This window comes from Nocardioides mangrovi (genome assembly GCF_020073815.1).
Lineage (GTDB): Bacteria > Actinomycetota > Actinomycetes > Propionibacteriales > Nocardioidaceae > Nocardioides > Nocardioides mangrovi.
This window is the reverse complement of record NZ_JAIQZJ010000001.1, coordinates 94475-114500: the sequence shown is the minus strand read 5'-3', so window position 1 is coordinate 114500 and position 20026 is coordinate 94475. Positions and strand designations below refer to the sequence as shown.

General features: G+C 71.4%; 23 protein-coding genes. 11 read left to right on the top strand and 12 right to left on the bottom strand.

The features are described 5' to 3' along the window. Positions 1-19 precede the first annotated feature (19 nt). Positions 20-1105: an AI-2E family transporter gene (locus K8U61_RS00540; RefSeq protein ID WP_224121003.1), complete on the top strand. Its 1086-nt coding sequence runs from the start codon at positions 20-22 to the stop codon at positions 1103-1105. Here the strand turns inward: K8U61_RS00540 and K8U61_RS00535 are convergent. Next, positions 1065-2051 carry an EamA family transporter gene (locus tag K8U61_RS00535; RefSeq protein WP_224121002.1) on the bottom strand — a complete coding sequence of 329 codons (987 nt, stop codon included), beginning with the start codon at positions 2049-2051 and terminating at the stop codon, positions 1065-1067. The two genes, K8U61_RS00540 and K8U61_RS00535, sit on opposite strands and share 41 nt — an antisense overlap. A 40-nt stretch (positions 2052-2091) precedes the next feature. On the opposite strand from K8U61_RS00535, the gene K8U61_RS00530 reads away from it, so the two are divergent. After that, the gene (locus tag K8U61_RS00530; protein ID WP_224121001.1) at positions 2092-2634 is read left to right on the top strand and encodes a CGNR zinc finger domain-containing protein; all 543 of its coding nucleotides are present in this window, start codon (positions 2092-2094) and stop codon (positions 2632-2634) included. 13 nt (positions 2635-2647) lie between these two features. Here K8U61_RS00530 and K8U61_RS00525 read toward each other — a convergent pair whose 3' ends face one another. The 3 genes from K8U61_RS00525 to K8U61_RS00515 are packed head-to-tail and all read right to left on the bottom strand — an operon-like array spanning position 2648 to position 4952. Continuing rightward, entirely contained in the window at positions 2648-3436 is a 789-nt protein-coding gene (locus K8U61_RS00525) for an alpha/beta fold hydrolase (protein WP_372454158.1), read from the bottom strand. Further along, positions 3430-4164, bottom strand: a complete 735-nt coding sequence (locus tag K8U61_RS00520) for an endo alpha-1,4 polygalactosaminidase (protein ID WP_224120999.1) — start codon at positions 4162-4164, stop codon at positions 3430-3432. Before K8U61_RS00520 ends, K8U61_RS00525 begins: the two co-directional genes overlap by 7 nt. Then, a complete protein-coding gene (locus tag K8U61_RS00515) occupies positions 4164-4952 on the bottom strand; it encodes a hypothetical protein (RefSeq protein ID WP_224120998.1) in 789 nt (262 codons plus the stop codon). The genes K8U61_RS00520 and K8U61_RS00515 overlap by 1 nt, the downstream gene beginning before the upstream one ends. A gap of 138 nt (positions 4953-5090) precedes the next feature. Here K8U61_RS00515 and K8U61_RS00510 point away from each other — a divergent pair, with 138 nt between their 5' ends. Beyond that, positions 5091-5762: a hypothetical protein gene (locus K8U61_RS00510; protein ID WP_224120997.1), complete on the top strand. Its 672-nt coding sequence runs from the start codon at positions 5091-5093 to the stop codon at positions 5760-5762. Here the strand turns inward: K8U61_RS00510 and K8U61_RS00505 are convergent. Next, positions 5749-7227 (bottom strand): MFS transporter, encoded by a 1479-nt coding sequence (locus tag K8U61_RS00505; RefSeq protein ID WP_224120996.1) that lies wholly within the window; start codon positions 7225-7227, stop codon positions 5749-5751. The genes K8U61_RS00510 and K8U61_RS00505 overlap by 14 nt on opposite strands. A gap of 31 nt (positions 7228-7258) precedes the next feature. Between K8U61_RS00505 and K8U61_RS00500 the strand changes: the two genes are divergently transcribed. Further along, positions 7259-7765, top strand: coding sequence for an SRPBCC family protein (locus K8U61_RS00500; RefSeq protein WP_224120995.1), 507 nt, complete (start codon positions 7259-7261; stop codon positions 7763-7765). Between the two features lie 13 nt (positions 7766-7778). Here K8U61_RS00500 and K8U61_RS00495 read toward each other — a convergent pair whose 3' ends face one another. Further along, positions 7779-8141, bottom strand: a complete 363-nt coding sequence (locus K8U61_RS00495) for a YciI family protein (RefSeq protein ID WP_224120994.1) — start codon at positions 8139-8141, stop codon at positions 7779-7781. A gap of 205 nt (positions 8142-8346) precedes the next feature. Here K8U61_RS00495 and K8U61_RS00490 point away from each other — a divergent pair, with 205 nt between their 5' ends. Continuing rightward, a complete protein-coding gene (locus tag K8U61_RS00490; protein WP_224120993.1) occupies positions 8347-8781 on the top strand; it encodes a DUF6069 family protein in 435 nt (144 codons plus the stop codon). Here K8U61_RS00490 and K8U61_RS00485 read toward each other — a convergent pair. Then, positions 8765-9298 (bottom strand): TetR/AcrR family transcriptional regulator, encoded by a 534-nt coding sequence (locus K8U61_RS00485; RefSeq protein ID WP_224120992.1) that lies wholly within the window; start codon positions 9296-9298, stop codon positions 8765-8767. The two genes, K8U61_RS00490 and K8U61_RS00485, sit on opposite strands and share 17 nt — an antisense overlap. 74 nt (positions 9299-9372) lie before the next feature. Between K8U61_RS00485 and K8U61_RS00480 the strand changes: the two genes are divergently transcribed. From K8U61_RS00480 to K8U61_RS00470, 3 genes are all read left to right on the top strand, one after another. After that, complete coding sequence (locus tag K8U61_RS00480; protein WP_224120991.1) at positions 9373-10425, top strand: aldo/keto reductase; 1053 nt, start codon at positions 9373-9375, stop codon at positions 10423-10425. A gap of 113 nt (positions 10426-10538) precedes the next feature. Continuing rightward, positions 10539-12158: a methyl-accepting chemotaxis protein gene (locus tag K8U61_RS00475; RefSeq protein WP_224120990.1), complete on the top strand. Its 1620-nt coding sequence runs from the start codon at positions 10539-10541 to the stop codon at positions 12156-12158. A gap of 94 nt (positions 12159-12252) precedes the next feature. After that, positions 12253-13035, top strand: coding sequence for a nucleoside phosphorylase (locus K8U61_RS00470; protein WP_224120989.1), 783 nt, complete (start codon positions 12253-12255; stop codon positions 13033-13035). Position 13036: 1 nt separating this feature from the next. Here the strand turns inward: K8U61_RS00470 and K8U61_RS00465 are convergent, their stop codons facing one another. Further along, complete coding sequence (locus K8U61_RS00465) at positions 13037-14851, bottom strand: 3-hydroxyacyl-CoA dehydrogenase family protein (RefSeq protein ID WP_224120988.1); 1815 nt, start codon at positions 14849-14851, stop codon at positions 13037-13039. A 267-nt stretch (positions 14852-15118) separates the two neighbouring features. Between K8U61_RS00465 and nucS the strand changes: the two genes are divergently transcribed. The 3 genes from nucS to K8U61_RS00450 are packed head-to-tail and all read left to right on the top strand — an operon-like array spanning position 15119 to position 16893. Next, positions 15119-15796: an endonuclease NucS gene (nucS, locus tag K8U61_RS00460; RefSeq protein ID WP_224120987.1), complete on the top strand. Its 678-nt coding sequence runs from the start codon at positions 15119-15121 to the stop codon at positions 15794-15796. A gap of 48 nt (positions 15797-15844) precedes the next feature. Next, positions 15845-16579 (top strand): class I SAM-dependent DNA methyltransferase, encoded by a 735-nt coding sequence (locus tag K8U61_RS00455; RefSeq protein ID WP_224120986.1) that lies wholly within the window; start codon positions 15845-15847, stop codon positions 16577-16579. Next, on the top strand, positions 16576-16893 hold the full coding sequence (locus K8U61_RS00450) for a DUF952 domain-containing protein (RefSeq protein WP_224120985.1): 318 nt from the start codon (positions 16576-16578) through the stop codon (positions 16891-16893). Before K8U61_RS00455 ends, K8U61_RS00450 begins: the two co-directional genes overlap by 4 nt. On the opposite strand, the gene K8U61_RS00445 is transcribed toward K8U61_RS00450, so the two are convergent. The 4 genes from K8U61_RS00445 to K8U61_RS00430 are packed head-to-tail and all read right to left on the bottom strand — an operon-like array spanning position 16877 to position 20016. Continuing rightward, positions 16877-18322, bottom strand: coding sequence for a PAS domain S-box protein (locus tag K8U61_RS00445; RefSeq protein WP_224120984.1), 1446 nt, complete (start codon positions 18320-18322; stop codon positions 16877-16879). The genes K8U61_RS00450 and K8U61_RS00445 overlap by 17 nt on opposite strands. A 10-nt stretch (positions 18323-18332) precedes the next feature. Further along, a complete protein-coding gene (locus K8U61_RS00440; protein ID WP_224121909.1) occupies positions 18333-19253 on the bottom strand; it encodes an FAD-dependent oxidoreductase in 921 nt (306 codons plus the stop codon). Then, on the bottom strand, positions 19250-19774 hold the full coding sequence (locus K8U61_RS00435; RefSeq protein WP_224120983.1) for a ferritin: 525 nt from the start codon (positions 19772-19774) through the stop codon (positions 19250-19252). Before K8U61_RS00435 ends, K8U61_RS00440 begins: the two co-directional genes overlap by 4 nt. Before the next feature lie 47 nt (positions 19775-19821). After that, a complete protein-coding gene (locus tag K8U61_RS00430; RefSeq protein ID WP_224120982.1) occupies positions 19822-20016 on the bottom strand; it encodes a hypothetical protein in 195 nt (64 codons plus the stop codon). Between the last annotated feature and the right edge of the window lie 10 nt (positions 20017-20026).

Below are 20026 nucleotides of genomic sequence, written 5' to 3'. Positions count from 1 at the left end.
ACTTCCGCGGGGACCCCGCATGAGCGACGGCCCCCTCACCGAGGCCGACGACGACCTCGGCGAGCCGGGTCCGCCCCTCGACCACCGGGCACCCTTCTACGTCGGCTTCATCGGCGGCCTCGGGGTCCTGGCCGCGGTCTGGCTGGCGATGCACGTCCAAGCCATCGGCTCGACCCTCATGCTCATCGTGGTCTCGATGTTCCTGGCGGCGGGGCTCGACCCCGCGGTGCGCTTCTTCGAGCGGCACGGCATGCGTCGCTCGTACGCCGTCTTCACGGTGATCGTCGCGTTCCTGGCCGCGGTCGCGCTGTTCCTCGTCGCGATCGTGCCGGTGATCGTCGACCAGGTGAACTCCCTGACGGACAACGTGCCGCACTGGCTCGACGAGCTGCAGCGCAACCGGCAGGTGCAGCGCCTCGACGACGAGTACGACGTCATCGACAAGATCCAGGACTACGTCACCACCGGCGACTTCGCCGGCGCCATCTTCGGCGGTGCCGTCGGCATCGGCCTGGCCGTCGTGGGGGCGCTCTTCAACGCCTTCGTGATCGTCGTGCTGACGCTCTACTTCCTGGCCGGGCTCGAGACCATCAAGTCCGCGCTCTGGCGCCTGGCCCCGGCCTCGCGCCGCGACCGGGTCAGCCGCCTCGGCAACCGGATCTTCCGCAGCGTCGGCGGCTACGTGTCCGGTGCCTTCCTGGTCGCCCTGTGCGCCGGTCTGTCGTCGCTGGTCTTCCTCTTCTTCGCCGGCCTGAGCGAGTACGCCGTGGCACTCGCCTTCGTGGTCGCGCTGCTCGACGTGATCCCGATGATCGGTGCCACCATCGGCGCGGTCATCGTCACCGCGATCGCCTTCGCCGAGGACTGGAAGATCGGCCTCGCGTGCATCGTCTTCTACGTGGTCTACCAGCAGGTCGAGAACTACGTGATCTACCCGCGCGTGATGTCGAAGTCGGTCGACATCCCCGGCGCGCTCACCGTGATCGCGGCGCTGGTCGGCGCCGCGCTCTTCGGCGTGGTCGGCGCGCTGCTCGCGATCCCGACCGCGGCCTCGATCCTGATGCTCATCCGGGAGGTGTGGGTGCGCCGGCAGGACGCGCGGTAGCCCGCTCCCCCAGCTTCACCACGACCACACCGGCCAGGATCAGCAGGCCGCCGGCCAGCTGCACCGCGCGCGGGAGCTGGTCGAGCAGCAGCCACGCCCAGAGCACGGCCGAGACCACCTCGAGCAGCGCCACGAAGGACGCGAGCCGCGAGCCCAGCCGCCGGCTCGCGGCGATCCCGGTCGCGTACGGCGCGGCCGCGGTCACCACGCCCAGCAGGACCATCGGCACCCACCAGTCGACCGTGCTGCCGGCGTACGTGACGGCGTCGTGGGCGGTGTGCATCGGGAGCACGCCGACCAGCCCGGCGAGGCCGAGCGCGGCGGCCCCGACGAGGAGTCCGCCGGAGGCCAGGGCGATCGGGGGCAGCCCGTTGTCGCCGTCGGCGGACATCACGAAGTACATCGCCGCGCCGATCATCGCCGCCAGCGCCCACAGCACCCCGGCCGGGTCGAGGTCGGCGCCGGAGAGCAGGTCGAGCACGAGCACCAGGCCGACGGCGGCGACCCCGGCGCCGACCACGGTCAGCGGACCGGGCCGCTGCCCGTGCCGCACCCACTGCCACGCGACGACCGCGACCGGGGCGGTGTACTCGATCAGCAGCGCCGGGCCGACCTGCATGTACTGGACGGCGGAGAAGTAGCAGAACTGCGTGCCGGCGACCGCGACGGCGCCGTAGACGAGGATCATCCCCGCGTTGCGGCGCAGCGCTCTCCACCGGCCGCGAAGGGCCACCAGCGCCGCAGGCAGCAGCACGACCGCCCCGATCAGCACCCGGACCAGCACGATCGCGCCCGCGCTCCAGCCCGCGTCGAGCAGCGGGCGGGCGAGCGCGCCGGACATGCCGAAGGTGCCGGCCGAGATCACGGCGAAGACCAGTCCGGCCGCCAGCCGCGACGGCTCCGCGACGACCTCCCGGGGCAGCGGGTCCTCGGCCAATCTCGTCATTGGGATGATGCTAGGGCGGACCGATCGGTAATCTGTCATCGTGGCGTTGACGGATGACACCAAGATCATGCTGCAGGCGGCAGTGGTCCTGGTGAACTCCGGCGTCGTCGGGCACGACACCCTGGCCACGGTCGAGGAGCTCGACGCGTGGTACGCCGACCACATGTTCACCGAGCACCGGTCCGCCGGCGAGGACGAGCTCGAGAGCGTCCGCGCCGTCCGCCCCGTGCTCTACCAGCTGCTCTCCGCACCCCGCGACGACGCGGCGGCGCTGGTCAACGAGCTGCTCGCCGAGGCGGGAGCGGTGCCCCAGCTGGTCCGGCACGGACCCTGGGACTGGCACCTGCACGCCGTCCCCGAGCATGCCGCACCCGCGACCCGGATCGTGGTCGACACCGCGATGGCCATGCTGGACGTGGTCCGGGACGACGAGATGTCCCGCTTCGGGGTCTGCGCCGACGAGGACTGCGACGGCATCGTCCTCGACCTCTCCCGCAACCGGTCCAAGCGCTTCTGCTCGACCGCGTGCGGCAACCGCAACGCGGTCGCGGCCTACCGGGCCCGGCAGGCCGGCGACTCCTGAGCCCGCGCCCGGCTCACGCCAGGAAGCGGCGCAGCACCTCGGTGAAGACGGCCGGCTGCTCGGAGTGCACCCAGTGGCCGGCGCCCTTGATGGTCACCCGGCGGTTGCGCGGGAACCACCGGTCCATGGCGGCGACGTAGTCGGGACGGACGTAGTCGGAGGTCTCGCCGTTGATCCACAGCGTGCGACCGTCGTACGGCGCCGCTCCGGCGAGCCGGTCCTCCGGCCAGCCGCTGAGCGCGGCGATGTCGCGGCCGAGCACCTCGAGGTTGGGCTGCCAGGACCAGGTGCCGTCGTCCTCGCGGCGCAGGTTCTGCAGCAGGAAGCTGCGCACCGTGGGCGAGCGGACCGCATCGGCCAGGGCGGCGTCGGCGTCGGAGCGGCGCTCGATCGTGGTCAGGTCGAGGGCGAGCATCGCCCGGATGTAGCCGGCGAACTCGCTGGCCGACTCGTAGTCCACCGGCGAGACGTCGACGACGCAGAGCCGCTCGACGAGCTCGGGGTGGCGAAGCGCGAGCACCATCGCCGCCTTGCCGCCCATCGAGTGGCCGACCAGCGCCACGGGGTCCTCGGGGTCGAAGAGCTCGGCGACCCGGTCGGCGACGTCGACGTAGTCGAAGTGGTCGGGCCACGTCGAGCGCCCGTGGTGGGGCATGTCGACCAGCAGCACCCGGTGGTCCTCGGCGACCGCCTTGGCGATCGAGGTCCAGTTCTTGCCCTGCCCGAAGAGCCCGTGGCAGAAGGCGACGAGGGGGCCGCGCGCACCGAGGGTCGTGGTGTGCAGGCCCTGCTCCCTCAACACCACTTCCGCACGCCGTGGGTGGTGAGGTTGCGGTCGCGGAGCACCACCGGAAGGTCGTCCCCGACGTGCTGGCAGGTCCACCGGAAGTCCTGCCGCCGGTACTCGATCGCGAGCACCCGGTCACCGTAGAACTTCGTGTACGACGCGCACTCGCGGTAGCGACCGCACTCCTCGGCGACCGCGAAGTCGTAGCCGATCGAGGTGCCGTCGAAGCCCGCGAGGTTCTTCTGCCCCGCGGCCAGCCCCGCGTCGTGCGCGGCATCGACGAGGAGGCCGGCGTACGCGACCGCCTCCTTCTTGGTGATCAGGTGGTGGCTGCGGGTGAAGGAGTCGAGGTTGTCGAACTCGACCGCGTCGTACCCGTCGTCGGCGCAGCCGTCGGTCCACCGGCCGACGATGCGCGCGAGCCTCTCACGCTTGCTCGCGGTGCGGACGTCGAGCAGCCACTCGCCCCACGCGGAGTCCTCGACCGCCTTGCCGTTCTTCTTGAGCACGAGGTTCCAGTGCTTCTTCCAGAACTTCCTCTCGTTGGACTGGGTCTGGAAGCCGTTGACGTAGCAGACGTTGTACTTGCCGTCGATCGGCGCGGACTCGCGGTCGCGGGCCACGATCCCGACGTGGGCGGGGACCGGGCGGTCGCCGCCGAGCTGGTAGTCGACGTCGGTGCCGGTGGGCAGCGGCGTGACGGCGAGCGCGGCCACGGCAGCGAGCGTGGTGAGGAGGGACATCAGAAGTCGAAGCCGTCGAACATGTCACCGATGCCGTCGCCGATGCCGCCCACCGCGTCTCCGATCCCCTCGCCGAGGTCGCCGATGCCGTCCCCGATCGCGCCGATGCCGTCGCCGATCATGTCGAAGCCGCCGAGGCCGCCGAAGAGCAGGCCCGCGAACATCAGCTCCATCGGCCCGAAGGCGCCGAAGTAGCCCTGGGCGTAGGGGCGGTAGGCGCCACCGGCCTGGTAGTAGGGCACCCGCTGGGCGCCCGCCATCACCATCCGGGAGTCCGGGTCGGCGCCGGCGCGCACGCGCTCGGCGTCGAGCGCGCACGCCGGTACGTCGCGGGGCGCGCCGCTCGGCGGCGACCAGAGCACGTCGGTGACCGACAGCCCGTGGCGCGGGTCGAAGAAGCAGGGCGGCCGGCGGGTCGGGAGCGGCTCCCCCGCCACCCGCGCGCGCACGCACGCGATGGCGTAGCGGCCGTCCTCGACGATCTCGGTGACGTGGCGGACGTCGTCGGGCCGGGTCATCGCGTCGGCCGCGGTCTTCGCAGCCTCGTAGGCGTCGAGCGCGCGCTGGTAGTCGGCGCGCTGGCCGGCGTCGAGCTGGTGGCCGGCCAGGTCGAGGTCGAGCTCCTGGAGCTGCTCGCCGAGCGCGGTGACGTCCTCGGCCGCCAGCTTCTGCACCGGCTCGAGCTCGGCACGCTGACGCTCGAGCTCGCGGCGCTGGCCGTTGCGGCGGGCGACCACCACCACGCCCACGATGATCGCGAGGAGGACGAGGATCCACACGCCGGTCATGCAGCCAGCCTACGGGGCGCCGCCACGGCGTCCCGAGAAAAGTTGTGACAGCGAGTTGCAACCGGTGCTGCAGTGGGTAGGGGCTCCCACGTCATGCACGAGGCGCCGTGAGGGAGGCGCCTGACTGGAGGGAGATCCATGTTGTACCGGCATGCCCGGGCGGCGCTCACCGCGCTCGCCCTCTCGGGGATCATGACCACCACGCTGGCGACCGCGCCCGCGGACGCCGTACCCGTCGCGAGGGCGGCGCACCAGGCGCAGAAGGCGAAGCCCTTCTCACTCACCTGGAACGCCGACGCGACCACGACCGTCAAGAAGCTCGGCACCGAGGTGGCCTTCCCGACCACGCAGTTCACCGGGACGATCAAGCCGCTGAAGCGAAAGCTCAGCGGGCCCTTGGCCCTGCCGCCGGCGAAGACCGCCGCCGGTCTCGGGGACCTCGACCTCGTGCACATCACGATGGAGGTCGCGGACGCGTCGCCGGTCAAGGGCACGATCGACGTCGACGACACCGTCTGGTCGATCACGGCCAAGCAGAGCTTCGCCATCCACATCACCAAGGTCTCCGGCGTCGGCGACCTGATCAACCTGGTCAAGGACGGCTGCGGCACCGCCCGCACCACTGCGACGCTGAGTGGCACGGTCGACTTCGCGAAGATCGGCCAGCCGGGCGGGCCGGGCGACTACACGATGGCCGGGGCCTACTCGATCCCGGAGTTCACCGGCTGCGGCGCGCTGATGGACTCCGTCCTCACCTCGCTGGTGTCCGGTCCGGACAACCCGCTCAGCGTGCACTTCACCGAGGCGTAGGTTCGCCGGCGTCCTCGCTGTCGTTGGCGTCCTCGGCGGTCAACGGCTGGGCGATGCTCTCCAGGGAGCGTCCCTCCGCCTTGACCCCGAGGAACGCCTCGACCACGCCGGCGGCGACCATCAGGCCCGCGCCGAGGAAGTAGCCCGGCGCGATGCCGGTGATGTCGCCGCTGGCGGACGCGCGGTCGATCAGCCAGCCGAAGAGGAGCGGACCGCTGATGCCGCCGGCCGCCGTACCGATCGCGTAGAAGAACGCGATGCACAGCGCGCGGGTCTCCATCGGGAAGACCTCGCTGGAGGTGAGGTACGCCGCGCTGGCACCGGCCGAGGCGAAGAAGAAGATGACCGCGCCGAGGATCGTCAGCGAGACGGCGCTGACCGAGCCCAGGAGGAAGCCGGTGACGCCGAGCAGCACCCCGGAGAAGACGTAGGTGAAGGTGATCATCCGGACCCGGCCGACCCGGTCGAAGAGCGGGCCGAGCGCGAGCGCGCCGACGAAGTTGCTGAGCGCGAAGACCGCGATGTACCAGCCGGTCTGGTCGACGCCCAGGAAGGTGCTGAGGGTGTCGCCGTAGGTGAAGAAGAAGGCGTTGTAGAGGAACGCCTGCCCGACGAAGAGCGAGAAGCAGAGCACCGTCCGCTTCGGGTAGAGCGTGAAGACCGTGCGCGCGATCGTGGTGAACGGGATCGCCCGGCGCTGACGGATCGTGATCGTCTCGTCGACGTCCGGGAGCTGCTCGCCGGTCTCCTCCGACACCGTCCACTCGATGCCGTGGACGATCTTCTCGGCCTCCTCGTCGCGGCCGTGGATGAAGAGCCAGCGCGGGCTCTCCGGCACGTTGCGGCGCACCAGCAGGATGCCCACCGCGAGGATCGCGCCGAGTCCGAAGGCGAGCCGCCAGCCCCACTCGGCGTCGATCACGGTCGGGTCGAGCAGCGGGATGGTGAGCAGCGCTCCCCCGGCCGCGCCGACCCAGTAGGAGCCGTTGATCGCGACGTCCACGCGGCCGCGGTACGACGCGGGGATGAGCTCGTCGATCGCCGAGTTGATCGCGGCGTACTCGCCACCGATGCCGAAGCCGGTCAGGAAGCGGGCGCCGAAGTACCACCACGGCGCCATCGAGAACGCCGTGAGCACGGTCGCGACCATGTAGACGCCGAGGGTGATGAGGAAGAGCTTCTTGCGGCCGAAGCGGTCCGTCAGGTGACCCCAGAAGAGCGCCCCGACGCAGGCGCCCGCGACGTAGATCGCGCCGGCCTGACCGATCTGGGAGCTGGACATGCCCAGCCCGGTGGTCGGGTCCTTGAGCGCGTCGGACATCGAGCCGACGATCGTGACCTCGAGCCCGTCGAGGATCCAGACGGTGCCGAGCCCGATGACGACCAGCCAGTGCCAGCGCGCCCAGGGCAACCGGTCCAGCCGGGCCGGAATGTCGGTCGTGATGCGTCCCGTCTCCACTCCCATGGTCTCGGCGTACCCGTGCGAGGATCGCGCCATGCCCGACGCCGTCGCCAGCGACCAGCCGACCCGCCTCGAGACCAGCCGCGTGATCGAGGCGCCGGCCGCCGACGTCTTCCGCGTGCTGTGCGACCCGCAGGGCCACGTCGCGATCGACTCCTCCGGGATGCTCCAGGACGCGACCGGCGATCCGGTGACGGCGGCCGGCGACTCCTTCGTCGTCCACATGGACCGGGAGTCGCTCAACGACTACCCGGAGCTTGGGAAGTACGACGTCACGGTGTCGATCCGCGACTTCGACCAGGACCGGCTGATCTCGTGGGACATCCTCGGCCGGGTCCGGCCGCAGATCGGCCACGTCTACGGCTACCGCCTCGAGCCCGGCGCCGAGGGCGGCACGCTCGTCACGTCGTTCTACGACTGGAGCGACATCCACCCGGACTGGGCGGCCGCGGGGATCTTCCCGGTCATCTCCGAGAACGCGCTGCGCGCGACGCTCGGGATCCTCGACCGCACGGTCCGCCGCGGCTACCCGCGGCCGTAGCCGGTCCGCCGCCTCAGGCGAGCCCGTCGAACGGCCGCACCTCGACCTTGCCGCGGCAGGCCTTCGACGCCTCGGCCGCGAGCCGCAGCGCGACGTCGAGGTCGGGGGCGTCGATGACCCAGAAGCCGCCGATGTACTCCTTGGTCTCCAGGTAGGGCCCGTCGGTCATCACCGGTACGTCGCCCCGACCGTCGACCACGGTCGCGGTGGTCGAGGACTGGAGCCCACCCGCGAACACCCAGTAGCCGTCGGCCTTGAGCTGCTCGTTGAAGGCGCCCGTCGCCGCGAACGCCTCCTCCATCTCCTCCTTCGAGCCGTAGTTGCCGAACTCGCTGATCTCGGCGGCGCCGTGCACGCTCATCAGGTAGTGCGTCATCGTCCTTCTCCTCCTGTCGGGGGGCGGTCCGGACGACCGCCTCTCACCAGCACCACGAACGCCCGGACCCGGATACGACACCACACCCGAGCTCGAGGGAGTGATCAGAAAAGCTCACGGCGACTGTCGTACGAGTGCCTCCGCGTTCGTGGAGGTGGTGAGAGCAGGCCGCACCGGGCGGCCGGCCACAGAGACGGAGACCGACATGTCCACCATCGCCAGCACCCAGTCCGCGACCACCACGACCCGCACCCCGGCACGGCCGACCGTCTGGAAGCACGGCCTGGCCGCCGCCGTCGTCGCCGCGGTCGCCACCACCACGCTCGCCGCCCTGGCCTCGGCGGCCGGCGTCTCCTTCTCCGACGGCACCGGTGAGGGCATCCCGCTCGCCGGGTTCGCCCAGCTGACGCTGGTCTTCTCGCTCGGCGGCGTCGCGATGGCATCCGTCATGGCGCGCCGGGCCCGGCGCCCGCGGCGTACCTTCGTGCGCTCCGCCGTGGCGCTGACCCTGCTGTCCTTCGTCCCCGACCTGACCTTCGGCTTCGACGCCGCCTCCGCGGCCACGCTGATCGCGCTGCACACCGTCGCCGCCGCGATCGTCGTGCCGACCCTGGCGGGCCGGCTCACGGACGAGCGGTGAGCCCGTCCAGGATCAGCTCGAGCATCTGGGGCGAGCGGTCCTCGGGACCCGAGGCCGCTCGCCACAGGGCGCCCGTGAGCTGGAGGAAGTCGCGCGGGTCGGCGTCGGCGCGGACGACGCCCTCGCGCTGCCCGGCCTCGAGCAGCGCCGTGATCGCCCCGATCACCGGCCCGTAGGACTGCTCGGCCATCGCCTGGTGCGCGGTCGCGCTGAGCGCGTCGCCCAGGCCGTGCTTGCGGCGCATCGCGTCGACGAGGTCGACCGTCCAGCTCCGCAGCGCGTCGAGCGGCGGCTGCTCCGCGAGCAGCGCGGGCACCGCCTCGACCAGCTGCTCGACCTCCTGCCGGTAGACCGCGAGAACGAGCGCCTCCCGCGTCGGGTAGTTGCGGTAGAGCGTCCCCGCCCCCACTCCCGCCCGCCGGGCGACCTGGTTCATCGAGACGTCGCCGTCGTCCGCGAACGCCTCTCGCGCGGCCGCCAGGATGCGGTCGCGGTTGTCGCGGGCGTCGGCGCGCATGCGTCTCCTTGATAAGTGGAGAACTCTCCACTACGGTCAAGCGGAGAACTCTCCACAAACGATAGAGGCGACCCATGCACTACACCAAGCTCGGCACCACCGGCCTCGACGTCTCCCCCGTCGCGATCGGCGCGATGACGTACGGCGAGCCCGACCGCGGCCACCCGGCCTGGTCGCTCGGCGAGGACGACGCGCTCCCCCTCGTCCGGCACGCGCTCGAGGCCGGCATCAACTTCTTCGACACCGCGAACCTCTACTCCCTGGGCTCCAGCGAGGAGATCCTCGGCACGGCACTTCGGCGCTACGCCGACCGCGACGCCGTGGTGATCGCGACCAAGCTCCGGCACCCGATGCGGTCCGGCGCGAACGCCACCGGACTCTCCCGCAAGGCGATCATGACCGAGGTCGAGCACAGCCTGCGCCGCCTCGGCACCGACTACATCGACCTCTACCAGGTCCACCGCAACGACCCCGCCACGCCGCTCGAGGAGACCCTGCAGGCGCTCGACGACCTGGTCCGCTCCGGCAAGGTCCGCTACCTCGGCGCGTCGTCGATGCGCGCCTACGAGCTCGCCAAGGCGCTGCACCTCCAGCGCGAGCACGGCTGGGCGCGCTTCGTCTCGATGCAGGACCACTACAACCTGCTGGCCCGCGAAGAGGAGCGCGAGATGATCCCGCTCTGCCTCGACGAGGGCGTCGGCACCGTCGTGTGGAGCCCGCTCGCGCGCGGCCGCCTTGCTCGTGCGTACGACGACGCGCACGCCACCCGGCGCTCGGAGACGGACGGCGCGTACGCCGACCTCCTCTACACGCCGCTGACCGAGGCGAGCGACCGCTCGATCATCGACGCCGTCGGCACCATCGCCGCGAACCGCGGCGTCTCCCGTGCCCAGGTCGCGCTGGCCTGGCTGCACAACAAGCCGGTGGTGGCCGCTCCCCTGGTCGGCGCCTCGACCACCCAGCAGATCGACGACGCCGTCGCCTCCCTGGAGCTCGGGCTGACCGAGGACGAGCTGCGCGCCCTCGAGTCGCCGTACACCCCGCGGCACGACTGGCAGGGCATCTCCGACGAGCGCGAGCTCGACGCGATCCGGGCCCGCATCCCGCAGATGACCGTCGCCCGCTGAGGGAGCGTCTCGCTCAGGTCCGGACCGCCGCTGCCGATGGTGATGGTCGGATCGCTCCCACTCGGGAAGGGCGCCCCGCTTCGATGCCGCCTGCCCTCTCGAAAGGTCCCGACATGGCCGACACCTCGAGCCGTTCCCTGCACCCCAGCCGGTGGATCGGCGGTCTCCGGCTCCGCGCCAAGATCCTGCTCTCCCTCGGCATGGTGGTGCTCGTGGCGGCCGGCGTCGGCGTCTTCTCGATCGACCGCCTCGGCGCGGTCGGCGGTAAGGCCGACGTCCTCTACTCGCGGGGCGCCAAGCCGCTGGCCGCCCTCGGCGACCTGCGCGACATGGAGGGCGACAACCGGGTGCTCGTCTGGCGGTACGTCGACGCGACGACCGACGCCGAGCGCAGCGACCTCGCCCAGGAGATCGCGGACACCGATTCCGAGGCGGACGCCGCGATCGCGGCGTACACGACCGCGCACGGCAGCACGACCGACGCCCGCGCGCAGCTGATGGCCACCTTCGAGGAGCAGTGGACGAAGTGGAAGGACGTGCGGGACTCGGCGGTCTTCCCGCTCGCCGGCACGCCCGCGGCCTACCGGGCGATCGCCCAGCAGCTCGACCCGCTCGACGACGCGTTCGCCGAGCCCCTGGACGAGCTCTACACCCAGGAGACCTCGGCGGCCGAGAGCCTCGCCCGCAGCGCGGACAGGGTGCACGACCAGTCGCGGACCCTCATCCTGGTGCTGCTCGCCGTCGGGCTCGCGCTCGCCGTGGGCCTCAGCCTCTTCGTCGCCCGCCTCATCGTGCGGCCGATCCACCGGGTCTCGACCGTCCTCGACGCGGTCGCCGAGGGGCGGCTCGTGGAACGGGTCGAGGTGACCTCCGGTGACGAGGTCGGCCAGATGGGCGTGGCCCTCAACAACGCGCTCGACCGACTGGGGGCCGCGATGGCCGCCATCGACGAGAACGCCCGGTCGCTGGCGTCGGCCTCGGCCGAGCTCTCGGAGGTCTCCGGTCAGATGAGCGCCTCAGCCTCGACGTCCTCCTCCCAGGCGGGCGTGGTGTCCGCGGCCGCGGACCAGGTCTCCCAGAACGTGCAGACGGTGGCCACCGGGACCGAGGAGATGTCCTCCTCGATCCGCGAGATCGCCACCAATGCGACCAACGCCGCGGGTGTGGCCGCCGAGGCGGTGCGGGTCGCGGAGTCGACCACCGCGACCGTCGCGAAGCTCGGCGACTCCTCGGCCGAGGTCGGCAACGTGATCAAGGTGATCACCTCGATCGCCGAGCAGACCAACCTGCTCGCACTGAACGCGACCATCGAGGCCGCCCGGGCCGGCGAGGCCGGCAAGGGCTTCGCGGTCGTCGCCAACGAGGTCAAGGAGCTCGCCCAGGAGACCGGGAAGGCGACCGAGGACATCGGCCGCCGGATCGAGGCGATCCAGTCCGACACCGAGGACGCCGTCGCGGCGATCGCCGCGATCTCGCAGATCATCGGCCAGATCAACGACACCCAGGCCACGATCGCCTCCGCGGTCGAGGAGCAGACCGCGACGACCAACGAGATGCGCCGCAACGTCGGCGACGCCGCCAGCGGCTCGACCGACATCGCGGCCAACGTCACGGTCGTCGCCCAGGCCGCCTCCGACACCCAGACCGCCGCCGCCAGCACCAGCCAGGCGGCCGAGGAGCTGGCCGGGATGGCGGAGCGGATGCGGACCCTGGTGGAGCAGTTCAGCTACTGACGCCGCCGGGGCGGCTAGGCTCGCCCCCACGCGAGTCCTATCACCATGACCGAGTGTCAGGGCGGGGACCACCATCCCCGCACAGGAGGCTCACGTGACTCACGAGTCCGATCTGTCCGTCGTCGACAAGTCCGCCGAGGGTGTCAGCGCCCGGCAGTTCCACATCGCGGTGGCGCCCGGCGAGGTGTCGACCGTCGCCCTGCTCCCCGGCGATCCCTTCCGGGTGCCGCTCATCGGTGAGTTCCTCACCGACGTGGTCGAGGTGGCCCACCACCGCGAGCACCGCACGATCGTCGGCAGCTACCGGGGTCGTCGGATCACCGCGACCTCGACCGGCATGGGCTGCCCGTCCACCGCGATCGCGGTGGAGGAGCTCGCCAGGGTCGGCGTCACGTCGTTCATCCGGGTCGGGTCCTCGGCGGCCGTGCAGCCCGGCGTGGCGCCCGGGGACCTGCTGGTCAGCGAGGGCGCCCTGCGCAACGACGGCACCACCGCGGCGTACGCGCACGCGGGCTATCCCGCGGTCCCCGACCCCGAGCTGACGCTCGCGCTGACCCGCCACAGCGCCCGGCTCGCGGCACGCGACGGCGTCACCGCGCACCGCGGGATCAGCGCGACCGACGACGCGTTCTACGCCGAGGGACCCGCCTGGATCACCGAGCTCCACGACCTCGGGGTGCTCAACATCGAGATGGAGGCGTCGGCGCTCTTCGTCGTCGCGCGGCTCCGCGGCCTGCGGGCGGCCATGGTCTGCTCCTGCTCGAGCAACCTGGTCGCCGGTCAGAGCCTGTACGGCGACACCCACGAGGCCCTCGCCGGCGGCTGGCGCTCGAGCATCGAGGCCGCGTTGGAGGCGGCCGTCGAGCTGGGGCTGTAGGTCAGCGCTGGCTGTAGTCCCGGAAGCCGCGCTTGGTCTTGCGGCCGAGGTAGCCGGCGGTGACCAGGTGCTCCAGCAGCGGGGCGGGCGCGAAGCCCGGCTCGCGGAACTCCAGGTAGAGCTCGCGCTGGATGGCCAGGGACACGTCGTTGCCGACCACGTCGAGCAGCTCGAAGGGACCCATCGGCAGCGCGCAGCCCTGCTTCATCGCGGTGTCGATGTCGTCGGCCGTGGCGTAGTGGGCCTCGAGCATCCGCACGGCGTCGTTGAGGTAGGGGAAGAGCAGCGCATTGACGATGAAGCCGGCGCGGTCGCCGCAGGAGACGGCCACCTTGCCGACCCCCGCGCACAGGGCGCGGGTGGTCTCGGTGACCTCGTCGGAGGTGACGACGGTCGAGACCACCTCGACCAGCTTCATCACCGGCGCCGGGTTGAAGAAGTGCATGCCGATGACGTCCTGCGGCCGTGAGGTCGCCTGGGCGCAGGCGATGATCGGCAGGCTGGACGTGGTCGTCGCCAGGATCGCCCCGGGCTTGCAGATCTCGTCGAGGTTCTCGAAGAGCGTGGTCTTGATCGCCAGGTCCTCGGCGATCGCCTCGACCACGATGTCGACGTCCTGGAGGTCGTCGAGCGACGTCGAGCCGGTCAGTCGGGCGAGCACCTCGGCCTTGGCCTCCTCGGTGGCCCGGCCGCGCTGGATCTGCTTGTCGAAGCTCTTGGTGATGGTGGCGACCACCCCGTCGACCTTCTCCTGGCTGCGGCCGACGAAGAGGACGTCGTACCCGCTCTTGGCGAAGACCTCGACGATGCCGCTGGCCATGGTGCCGGTGCCGACGACGCCGACCTGCTTGATGTCGTGGCGCAGCTGCGGCTTCGCGTCGGCCGACGGCGTGCGGTCGTCGGCGACGACGATCGGGCTGTCCGGGGCCTCGTAGGTGTAGAAGCCGCGGCCGGTCTTGCGGCCCAGCCAGCCCGCGGTGACCATCTGCTTGAGGATCGGGGACGGCGCGTGCAGGCGGTCGCGGCCCTGGCGGTACATCGTCTCGAGGATCTCGTACGCCGTGTCGAGCCCGATCAGGTCGAGCAGCGCCAGCGGGCCCATCGGGTAGCCGCAGCCGAAGCGCATGGCCGCGTCGATGTCCTCGCGGCTGGCGTAGCGGCCCTCGTACATCGAGACCGCGTGGTTGAGGTAGCCGAAGAGCAGGGTGTTGGCGATGAAGCCGGCCTTGTCCCCGCAGACCACCGGGGTCTTGCCGAGGCCGGTCATCAGCGCGGTCACGTCGTCGAGGACCTGCTGCTCGGTGACCACCGTGCGGACCACCTCGACCAGCTGCTGCACCGGGGCCGGGTTGAAGAAGTGGACGCCGATGACCCGGCCCGGACGGGAGTTGGCGGTGGAGATCTCGGTGACCGAGAGGCTCGAGGTGTTGGTCGCGAGGATCGTGTCGGCGCCGACGATCCCGTCCAGCTGGCGGAAGAGGTCCTTCTTGGTCTCCAGCGACTCGACGACCGCCTCGATGACCAGGTCGGCGCCGGCGACGTCGGCGAGCTCGGTGGTGAAGGTGATCCGGCCGAGCAGCTCACTCTGCTCGAGGTCGGTCATCTTCTCCCGCTTCACCGCGCGGGTCGTGGAGTGCTCGAGGTACTGGCGGCCGCGGCCGAGCGCGTCCTCGTCCTTCTCGACGCCCACGACGGCGTACCCGTTGCGGGCGAAGACCTCGGCGATGCCGGCACCCATGGTGCCCAGACCGACGATGCCGATCGTGGTGAATGTACGCGCTTCGGAGGCAGCTGCAGAGCCGGGCGAGGTCGTCATGCGGCGCATCGTGGCACGGGAAGGCCGCCCGTGACAGTGTCCTAGTTCACTCGCGAGTAACTTAACGATCCAATCGCTGCACGAGCTGCTCCTGCGCCGGCGCTGGTACCTGTTCACCACGGGATGAGGGCGAGCCGGCGCTCCCCCGGGCGAGCCCGCGCTCCCCCCGTTGAGCTCCGCGTGGGGAGCGCAGGTTCACCACGGGATGAAGGGGAACCAGCACCAGGCCGCACCGGTCCGCCCGCCGCCCCGGTAGATTCCTCGCCCGTGAGACTCGTCGTAGCCAGGTGCCAGGTCGACTATGCCGGGCGGCTGACCGCCCACCTCCCGATGGCCACCCGGGTGCTGATGATCAAGGCCGACGGGTCCGTGCTCGTCCACTCCGACGGCGGCTCCTACAAGCCGCTCAACTGGATGTCGCCGCCGTGCACCCTGCGCGAGGGCACCACCGACGACGGCCAGGTCGAGTGGACGGTGACCAACCCAAAGAGCGACGACACGCTGCGGATCCTCATCGAGGAGATCCACCACGAGTCGAGCCACGACCTCGGCATCGACCCCGGCCTGCAGAAGGACGGCGTCGAGAAGCACCTCCAGGAGCTGCTCGCCGACCACCCCGCGACCCTCTCCCCCGGGCTCACGCTGGTCCGGCGCGAGTTCCCCACCGCCATCGGCCCGGTCGACCTCATGTGCAAGGACGCGGACGGCCACTCGGTCGCGGTCGAGATCAAGCGCCGCGGCGAGATCGACGGCGTCGAGCAGCTCACCCGCTACCTCGAGCTCCTCAACCGCGACCCGCTGCTCGCCCCGGTGCGCGGCATCTTCGCCGCCCAGGAGATCAAGCCCCAGGCCCGCGTCCTCGCCACCGACCGCGGCATCGCCTGCGCCGTCGTCGACTACGACGCCCTCCGCGGCCTCGACGACCCGAGCCACCGGCTCTTCTGAAAGAAACTCGGTCGCGCCACGACCGCTCGCGTGGCCACGATGGCGACCATGCGTGAGAACCACTTCGACACCGAGGTCGCCGAGCGGTACGACGCCGGCTCGCCCGAGATGTTCGCGCCGGAGGTGCTGGGGCCGACCGTGGACCTGCTGGCCGAGCTGGCCGGCGACGGGCGGGCGCTGGAGCTGGCGGTCGGGACCGGACGGGTCGCGCTGCCGCTCGCCGAGCGTGGGGTCGAGGTGCACGGGATCGAGCTGTCGCAGGCGATGGTCGACCAGCTGCGGGCCAAGCCGGGAGGCGACCGGGTCCAGGTGACGGTCGGCGACATGACCGAGACGCGCGTCGAGGGTGACTTCAGCCTGGCCTTCCTGGTCTTCAACACGATCGGCAACGTGCCGTCGCAGGACGACCATGTCGCCGTCTTCGAGAACGCCGCCGCGCACCTCGCGCCCGGGGGCCGCTTCGTGGTCGAGGTCGGGGTCCCGAAGCTGCGGCAGCTGCCCGAGGGCAACCGCTTCGTGGTCTTCGACCACGGCGACGACCACGTCGGCGTCGACGAGTACGACGTCACCACCCAGCTCGCGTGGTCCCACCACTACACGCGTGAGGGCTCGACGTACCGCAAGGGGACCTTGCCCTACCGCTACGTGTGGCCCTCCGAGCTCGACCTGATGGCGCGGATCGCCGGGATGCGCCTGCGGGACCGGTGGGCGGACTGGGACCGGTCGCCCTTCACCGATGCCAGCACCAAGCACGTGAGCGTGTGGGAGAAGATCGACGGGTGAGGATCTTCCACATCGCCACGCTCCCCGACTGGACGGCCGCCCAGGAGTCCGGGGCCTACACGACCTCGACCCGCGGGGTCACGCTCGAGGAGGAGGGCTTCCTCCACGCCAGCCGCGCCGACCAGTGGGAGGGCGTGCGGGCGGCGTTCTACGCCGACGTCGCCGAGCCGCTGGTGCTGCTCGAGATCGAGACCGACCTGCTCGACGTCCCCGTCGTCGAGGAGCGTCCGGCCCCGGACGTCGAGGACACCTTCCCGCACGTCTACGGCGCGCTCGCCCCGGCCGCCGTCGTGGCGGTCACGGCGCTGGGATAGGCCGGACGTGGTGCGGGAGCGCGACCCGCACCACGGTGCCGACGCCGAGCTCGCTGTTCAGCGTGATCCAGCCGCCGTGCGCCTCGACGATCGCGCGCGCGATCGAGAGTCCGAGCCCGGCACCCGGCACCTGGTCGGCGACCGCGCGGGGCGCCCGGTAGAGCCGCTCGAAGAGGCGGGCCTGGTCCTCGGGCGAGACGCCGATTCCGGTGTCGCGGATCTCGACGACACCCATCTCGCCGTCGTCCTCGACGCTCAGCTCGATGCGGCCGCCGGCATGGGTGAACTTCAGCGAGTTGGTGACGATGTTCTCGACGACCTGGATGACGCGGTGCAGGTCGCCGATGACCGGCTTCGCCTCGCCGCCGAGGAAGACCAGGGTGAGGGCGCGCTCACGGGCCCGGAGCCGGAGGTTCTCCACCACCCGCTCGCAGACCATGTCGAGGTCGAGCGCCTCCTGCAGCATCCGCAGGCGGTCGTCGTCGAGGAAGGCCATCGTCAGCAGGTCGTTGACCAGCTGGAGCTCGCGGGTGGCGTTGCGCTCGATCACGCTGAGGAGCTTGCGGGCCCGCCGGCTGAGGTCGGCCTCGTCGAGATCGGCCATCAGCTCGGCGTACCCGATGATCGAGGTCAGGGGCGTGCGCAGCTCGTGCGAGACCGACGCGATCAGGTCGTCGCGCAGCCGGTGCGACTCGGCCTCGAGCCGGCGCCGCTCGGTGAGGTCGCGCAGCGCGATCGAGACCAGCAGGCCGTCGGCGGTCTCCAGCGGCGACAGCGAGATCTCCACCGGCAGGTCGTGGCCGTCGCGGTGCCGCACCCGGAACTCCTGGCTGTAGCCCATCGGCACCGACTCGGGCTCGCGCAGGTAGTTGCCGATCCGCTCGAGGATCTCCTCGGGCTCCGGTGCGGCGGCCAGCACCACCAGCGACCTGCCGAGGAGCTCGGACCGGGTGAAGCCGACCATCTCCTCCACCCGGTCGTTGACCAGGACGATGGTGGCGGTGTCATCGATGATCACCGTGGCGTCGGGGGCGGCGTCGAGGAGGCTGCGGAAGCGCTCCTCCTCGTTGACCCGCTCGGTGATGTCGCGGATGGTCGCCGAGACGTACGAGTAGCCCTCGGCCGAGATCGGCGCCATGGAGACCTCGGCGGGGAACTCCGTCCCGTCGCTGCGCATCGCGGTGACCCGCAGCAGGCCGGTCGGCAGGCGCGGGTCGGCGCGGTACTGGCGCTCGTCGGACTGCCGGCTGGTCGGCACGAGCACCTCGACGGACAGCCCAACGAGCTCCTCGGGGTCCCACCCGAAGGTCGCGCGGCACTGGGAGTTGGTCAGCACGATCCGCCCGTCCGCGTCGACCACCACGACCGCGTCCGGGACCGACTCGACGACGCCCCGGAGAAGGACGTCCGGCGGCGGGGGCTCTCCCACGGGCCGGAGCCTATCGGTCGACGAGGCCCACGACGTCGTCCGCAACGCCCCAGCTGAGCGTCACCCCTGCGCCGCCGTGGCCGTAGCAGTGCACCACGTCCCCCACACGCTCCACCCGCACCGCCGGTCGCACGGGACGCAGGCCGACCCGGTGGCGCAGCACCCGGGCACCACGGAGGGCGGGGACGAGGGCGGCGGCGCGCTCGAGGATCGCCGTCGACGTCGCGGGCGACGGCGTCCGGCTCCACTCGCCCTCGACGTCGGTGCCGCCGACGACCACGTCGTGGGTGCGCGGGACGACGTACGTCGGTCCGCCGCCGTGCCGCCACCAGCGGTCCAGCCCGAACTGCTCGACCACGACCACCTGGCCGCGGACCGGCACCACGCTCCGGTCCGCGCCGAGCAGCCGGGCGCCCAGACCCGAGCAGTTGACCACGATCCCGTGCGGTGGCAGAGCGCCGAGGTTGAGCCGGGTCAGCGTGCCGCCGAGCTCCTCGACCCGCCGGACCAGCCACCCGAGGTAGACGCTCATGTCGGCGACCGGCGCCACGAACGACCACCCGGCGGTCCACCCCTCCGGAAGGTCCGCGGCCGGCTGCAGGTCGGGCACCGCGGCGCGCCACCACGGATCGGGCCGCGGTCCGTCGAGCACCTCGGTGCCGGGCACCATCCGCACGCCCGCCTCGGGGTCGCCGCCGTACTCCTCCGGAGCGGCGATCGCGGCGAAGGCGGCGTACGACGTGCGGGACCAGGTCGTCACCCGGTCCTGTGCCAGGGCCCGGTAGGGGTACCAGAGCGCGGCCGCGACGGCCGAGGTGGTCTCGAGCGGCAGGTCGCGCGCGACCACGTCGACCCGGTGGCCGGCCTCGAGGAGGCGGACGGCGCAGGTGAGTCCTACGACGCCCGCGCCGACGACGAGGACGCGGCTCAGGCGCCGGCCTCGCGAGGCGCGGTGGGGTCGGACTCGCCGCCGCTCTGCTCGCGGGCGACGTACTCCTCGATGTCCTCGACGTCGTCGAGGTTGCGCTGGACCACGGTGAGCAGGTCGCTCATCGTGGCGACCTCCTCCACCTGCTCCTTGATGAACCACTGCATGAACTGCTCGGAGGCGAAGTCGAACTCCTCGCGCGCGATCCGCAGCAGCTGGTTGATCTGCTCGGTGACCCGCTTCTCCTGGTCGAGCGCGAGGGCGACGGGAGCAGCGACGTCGGAGAACTCTTTGACCGGGGCCTCGACCGCGGGGATCGCCACCTGGGCGTCGGTGTCGAGGAGGTACTGCACCATCATCATCGCGTGGCCGCGCTCCTCGAGCGCCTGGGCGTAGAAGAACGCCGCCATCTGCGGCATCGTCAGCGCGTCGTAGTAGATCGCGCAGGCGAGGTACTGGTGGTGGGCCGCCAGCTCGTTGCCGATCTGCACGTTGAGCTGGTCGGTGAAGCGCGGTGCGGCCACGGGATCGTCTCCTGATCGGGCGGTCTGGCGGGCGGTCTGGCGGGGGGTCAGGCTGCCTTGGCGAGCTTCTTCTTCGTGACCTTCGTGCCGTCGACGCGAACAAGCTTGCGCTTCTTGACCGTATACCCGGCGGGCAGGGTGCCGTCCTTCAACATGCGCAGCGGACAGCGGCCGCACTTCGACTTGGAGACGCAGCACTCCATCTTCGGGAGCTTGGCCTTGCCGCCCTTCTTCTTGCCCACGGCCGGAACC

What these genes read in the sequence shown, in the direction of transcription:
- K8U61_RS00535 (WP_224121002.1), bottom strand. Translation starts at nt 2,051, where the DNA reads ATGACGAGATTGGCCGAGGACCCGCTGCCCCGGGAGGTCGTCGCGGAG.
- K8U61_RS00540 (WP_224121003.1), top strand. Translation starts at nt 20, where the DNA reads ATGAGCGACGGCCCCCTCACCGAGGCCGACGACGACCTCGGCGAGCCG.
- K8U61_RS00490 (WP_224120993.1), top strand. Translation starts at nt 8,347, where the DNA reads ATGTCCACCATCGCCAGCACCCAGTCCGCGACCACCACGACCCGCACC.
- K8U61_RS00515 (WP_224120998.1), bottom strand. Translation starts at nt 4,952, where the DNA reads ATGACCGGCGTGTGGATCCTCGTCCTCCTCGCGATCATCGTGGGCGTG.
- K8U61_RS00510 (WP_224120997.1), top strand. Translation starts at nt 5,091, where the DNA reads ATGTTGTACCGGCATGCCCGGGCGGCGCTCACCGCGCTCGCCCTCTCG.
- K8U61_RS00455 (WP_224120986.1), top strand. Translation starts at nt 15,845, where the DNA reads ATGCGTGAGAACCACTTCGACACCGAGGTCGCCGAGCGGTACGACGCC.
- K8U61_RS00475 (WP_224120990.1), top strand. Translation starts at nt 10,539, where the DNA reads ATGGCCGACACCTCGAGCCGTTCCCTGCACCCCAGCCGGTGGATCGGC.
- K8U61_RS00485 (WP_224120992.1), bottom strand. Translation starts at nt 9,298, where the DNA reads ATGCGCGCCGACGCCCGCGACAACCGCGACCGCATCCTGGCGGCCGCG.
- K8U61_RS00500 (WP_224120995.1), top strand. Translation starts at nt 7,259, where the DNA reads ATGCCCGACGCCGTCGCCAGCGACCAGCCGACCCGCCTCGAGACCAGC.
- K8U61_RS00465 (WP_224120988.1), bottom strand. Translation starts at nt 14,851, where the DNA reads ATGACGACCTCGCCCGGCTCTGCAGCTGCCTCCGAAGCGCGTACATTC.
- K8U61_RS00520 (WP_224120999.1), bottom strand. Translation starts at nt 4,164, where the DNA reads ATGTCCCTCCTCACCACGCTCGCTGCCGTGGCCGCGCTCGCCGTCACG.
- K8U61_RS00495 (WP_224120994.1), bottom strand. Translation starts at nt 8,141, where the DNA reads ATGACGCACTACCTGATGAGCGTGCACGGCGCCGCCGAGATCAGCGAG.
- K8U61_RS00505 (WP_224120996.1), bottom strand. Translation starts at nt 7,227, where the DNA reads ATGGGAGTGGAGACGGGACGCATCACGACCGACATTCCGGCCCGGCTG.
- K8U61_RS00480 (WP_224120991.1), top strand. Translation starts at nt 9,373, where the DNA reads ATGCACTACACCAAGCTCGGCACCACCGGCCTCGACGTCTCCCCCGTC.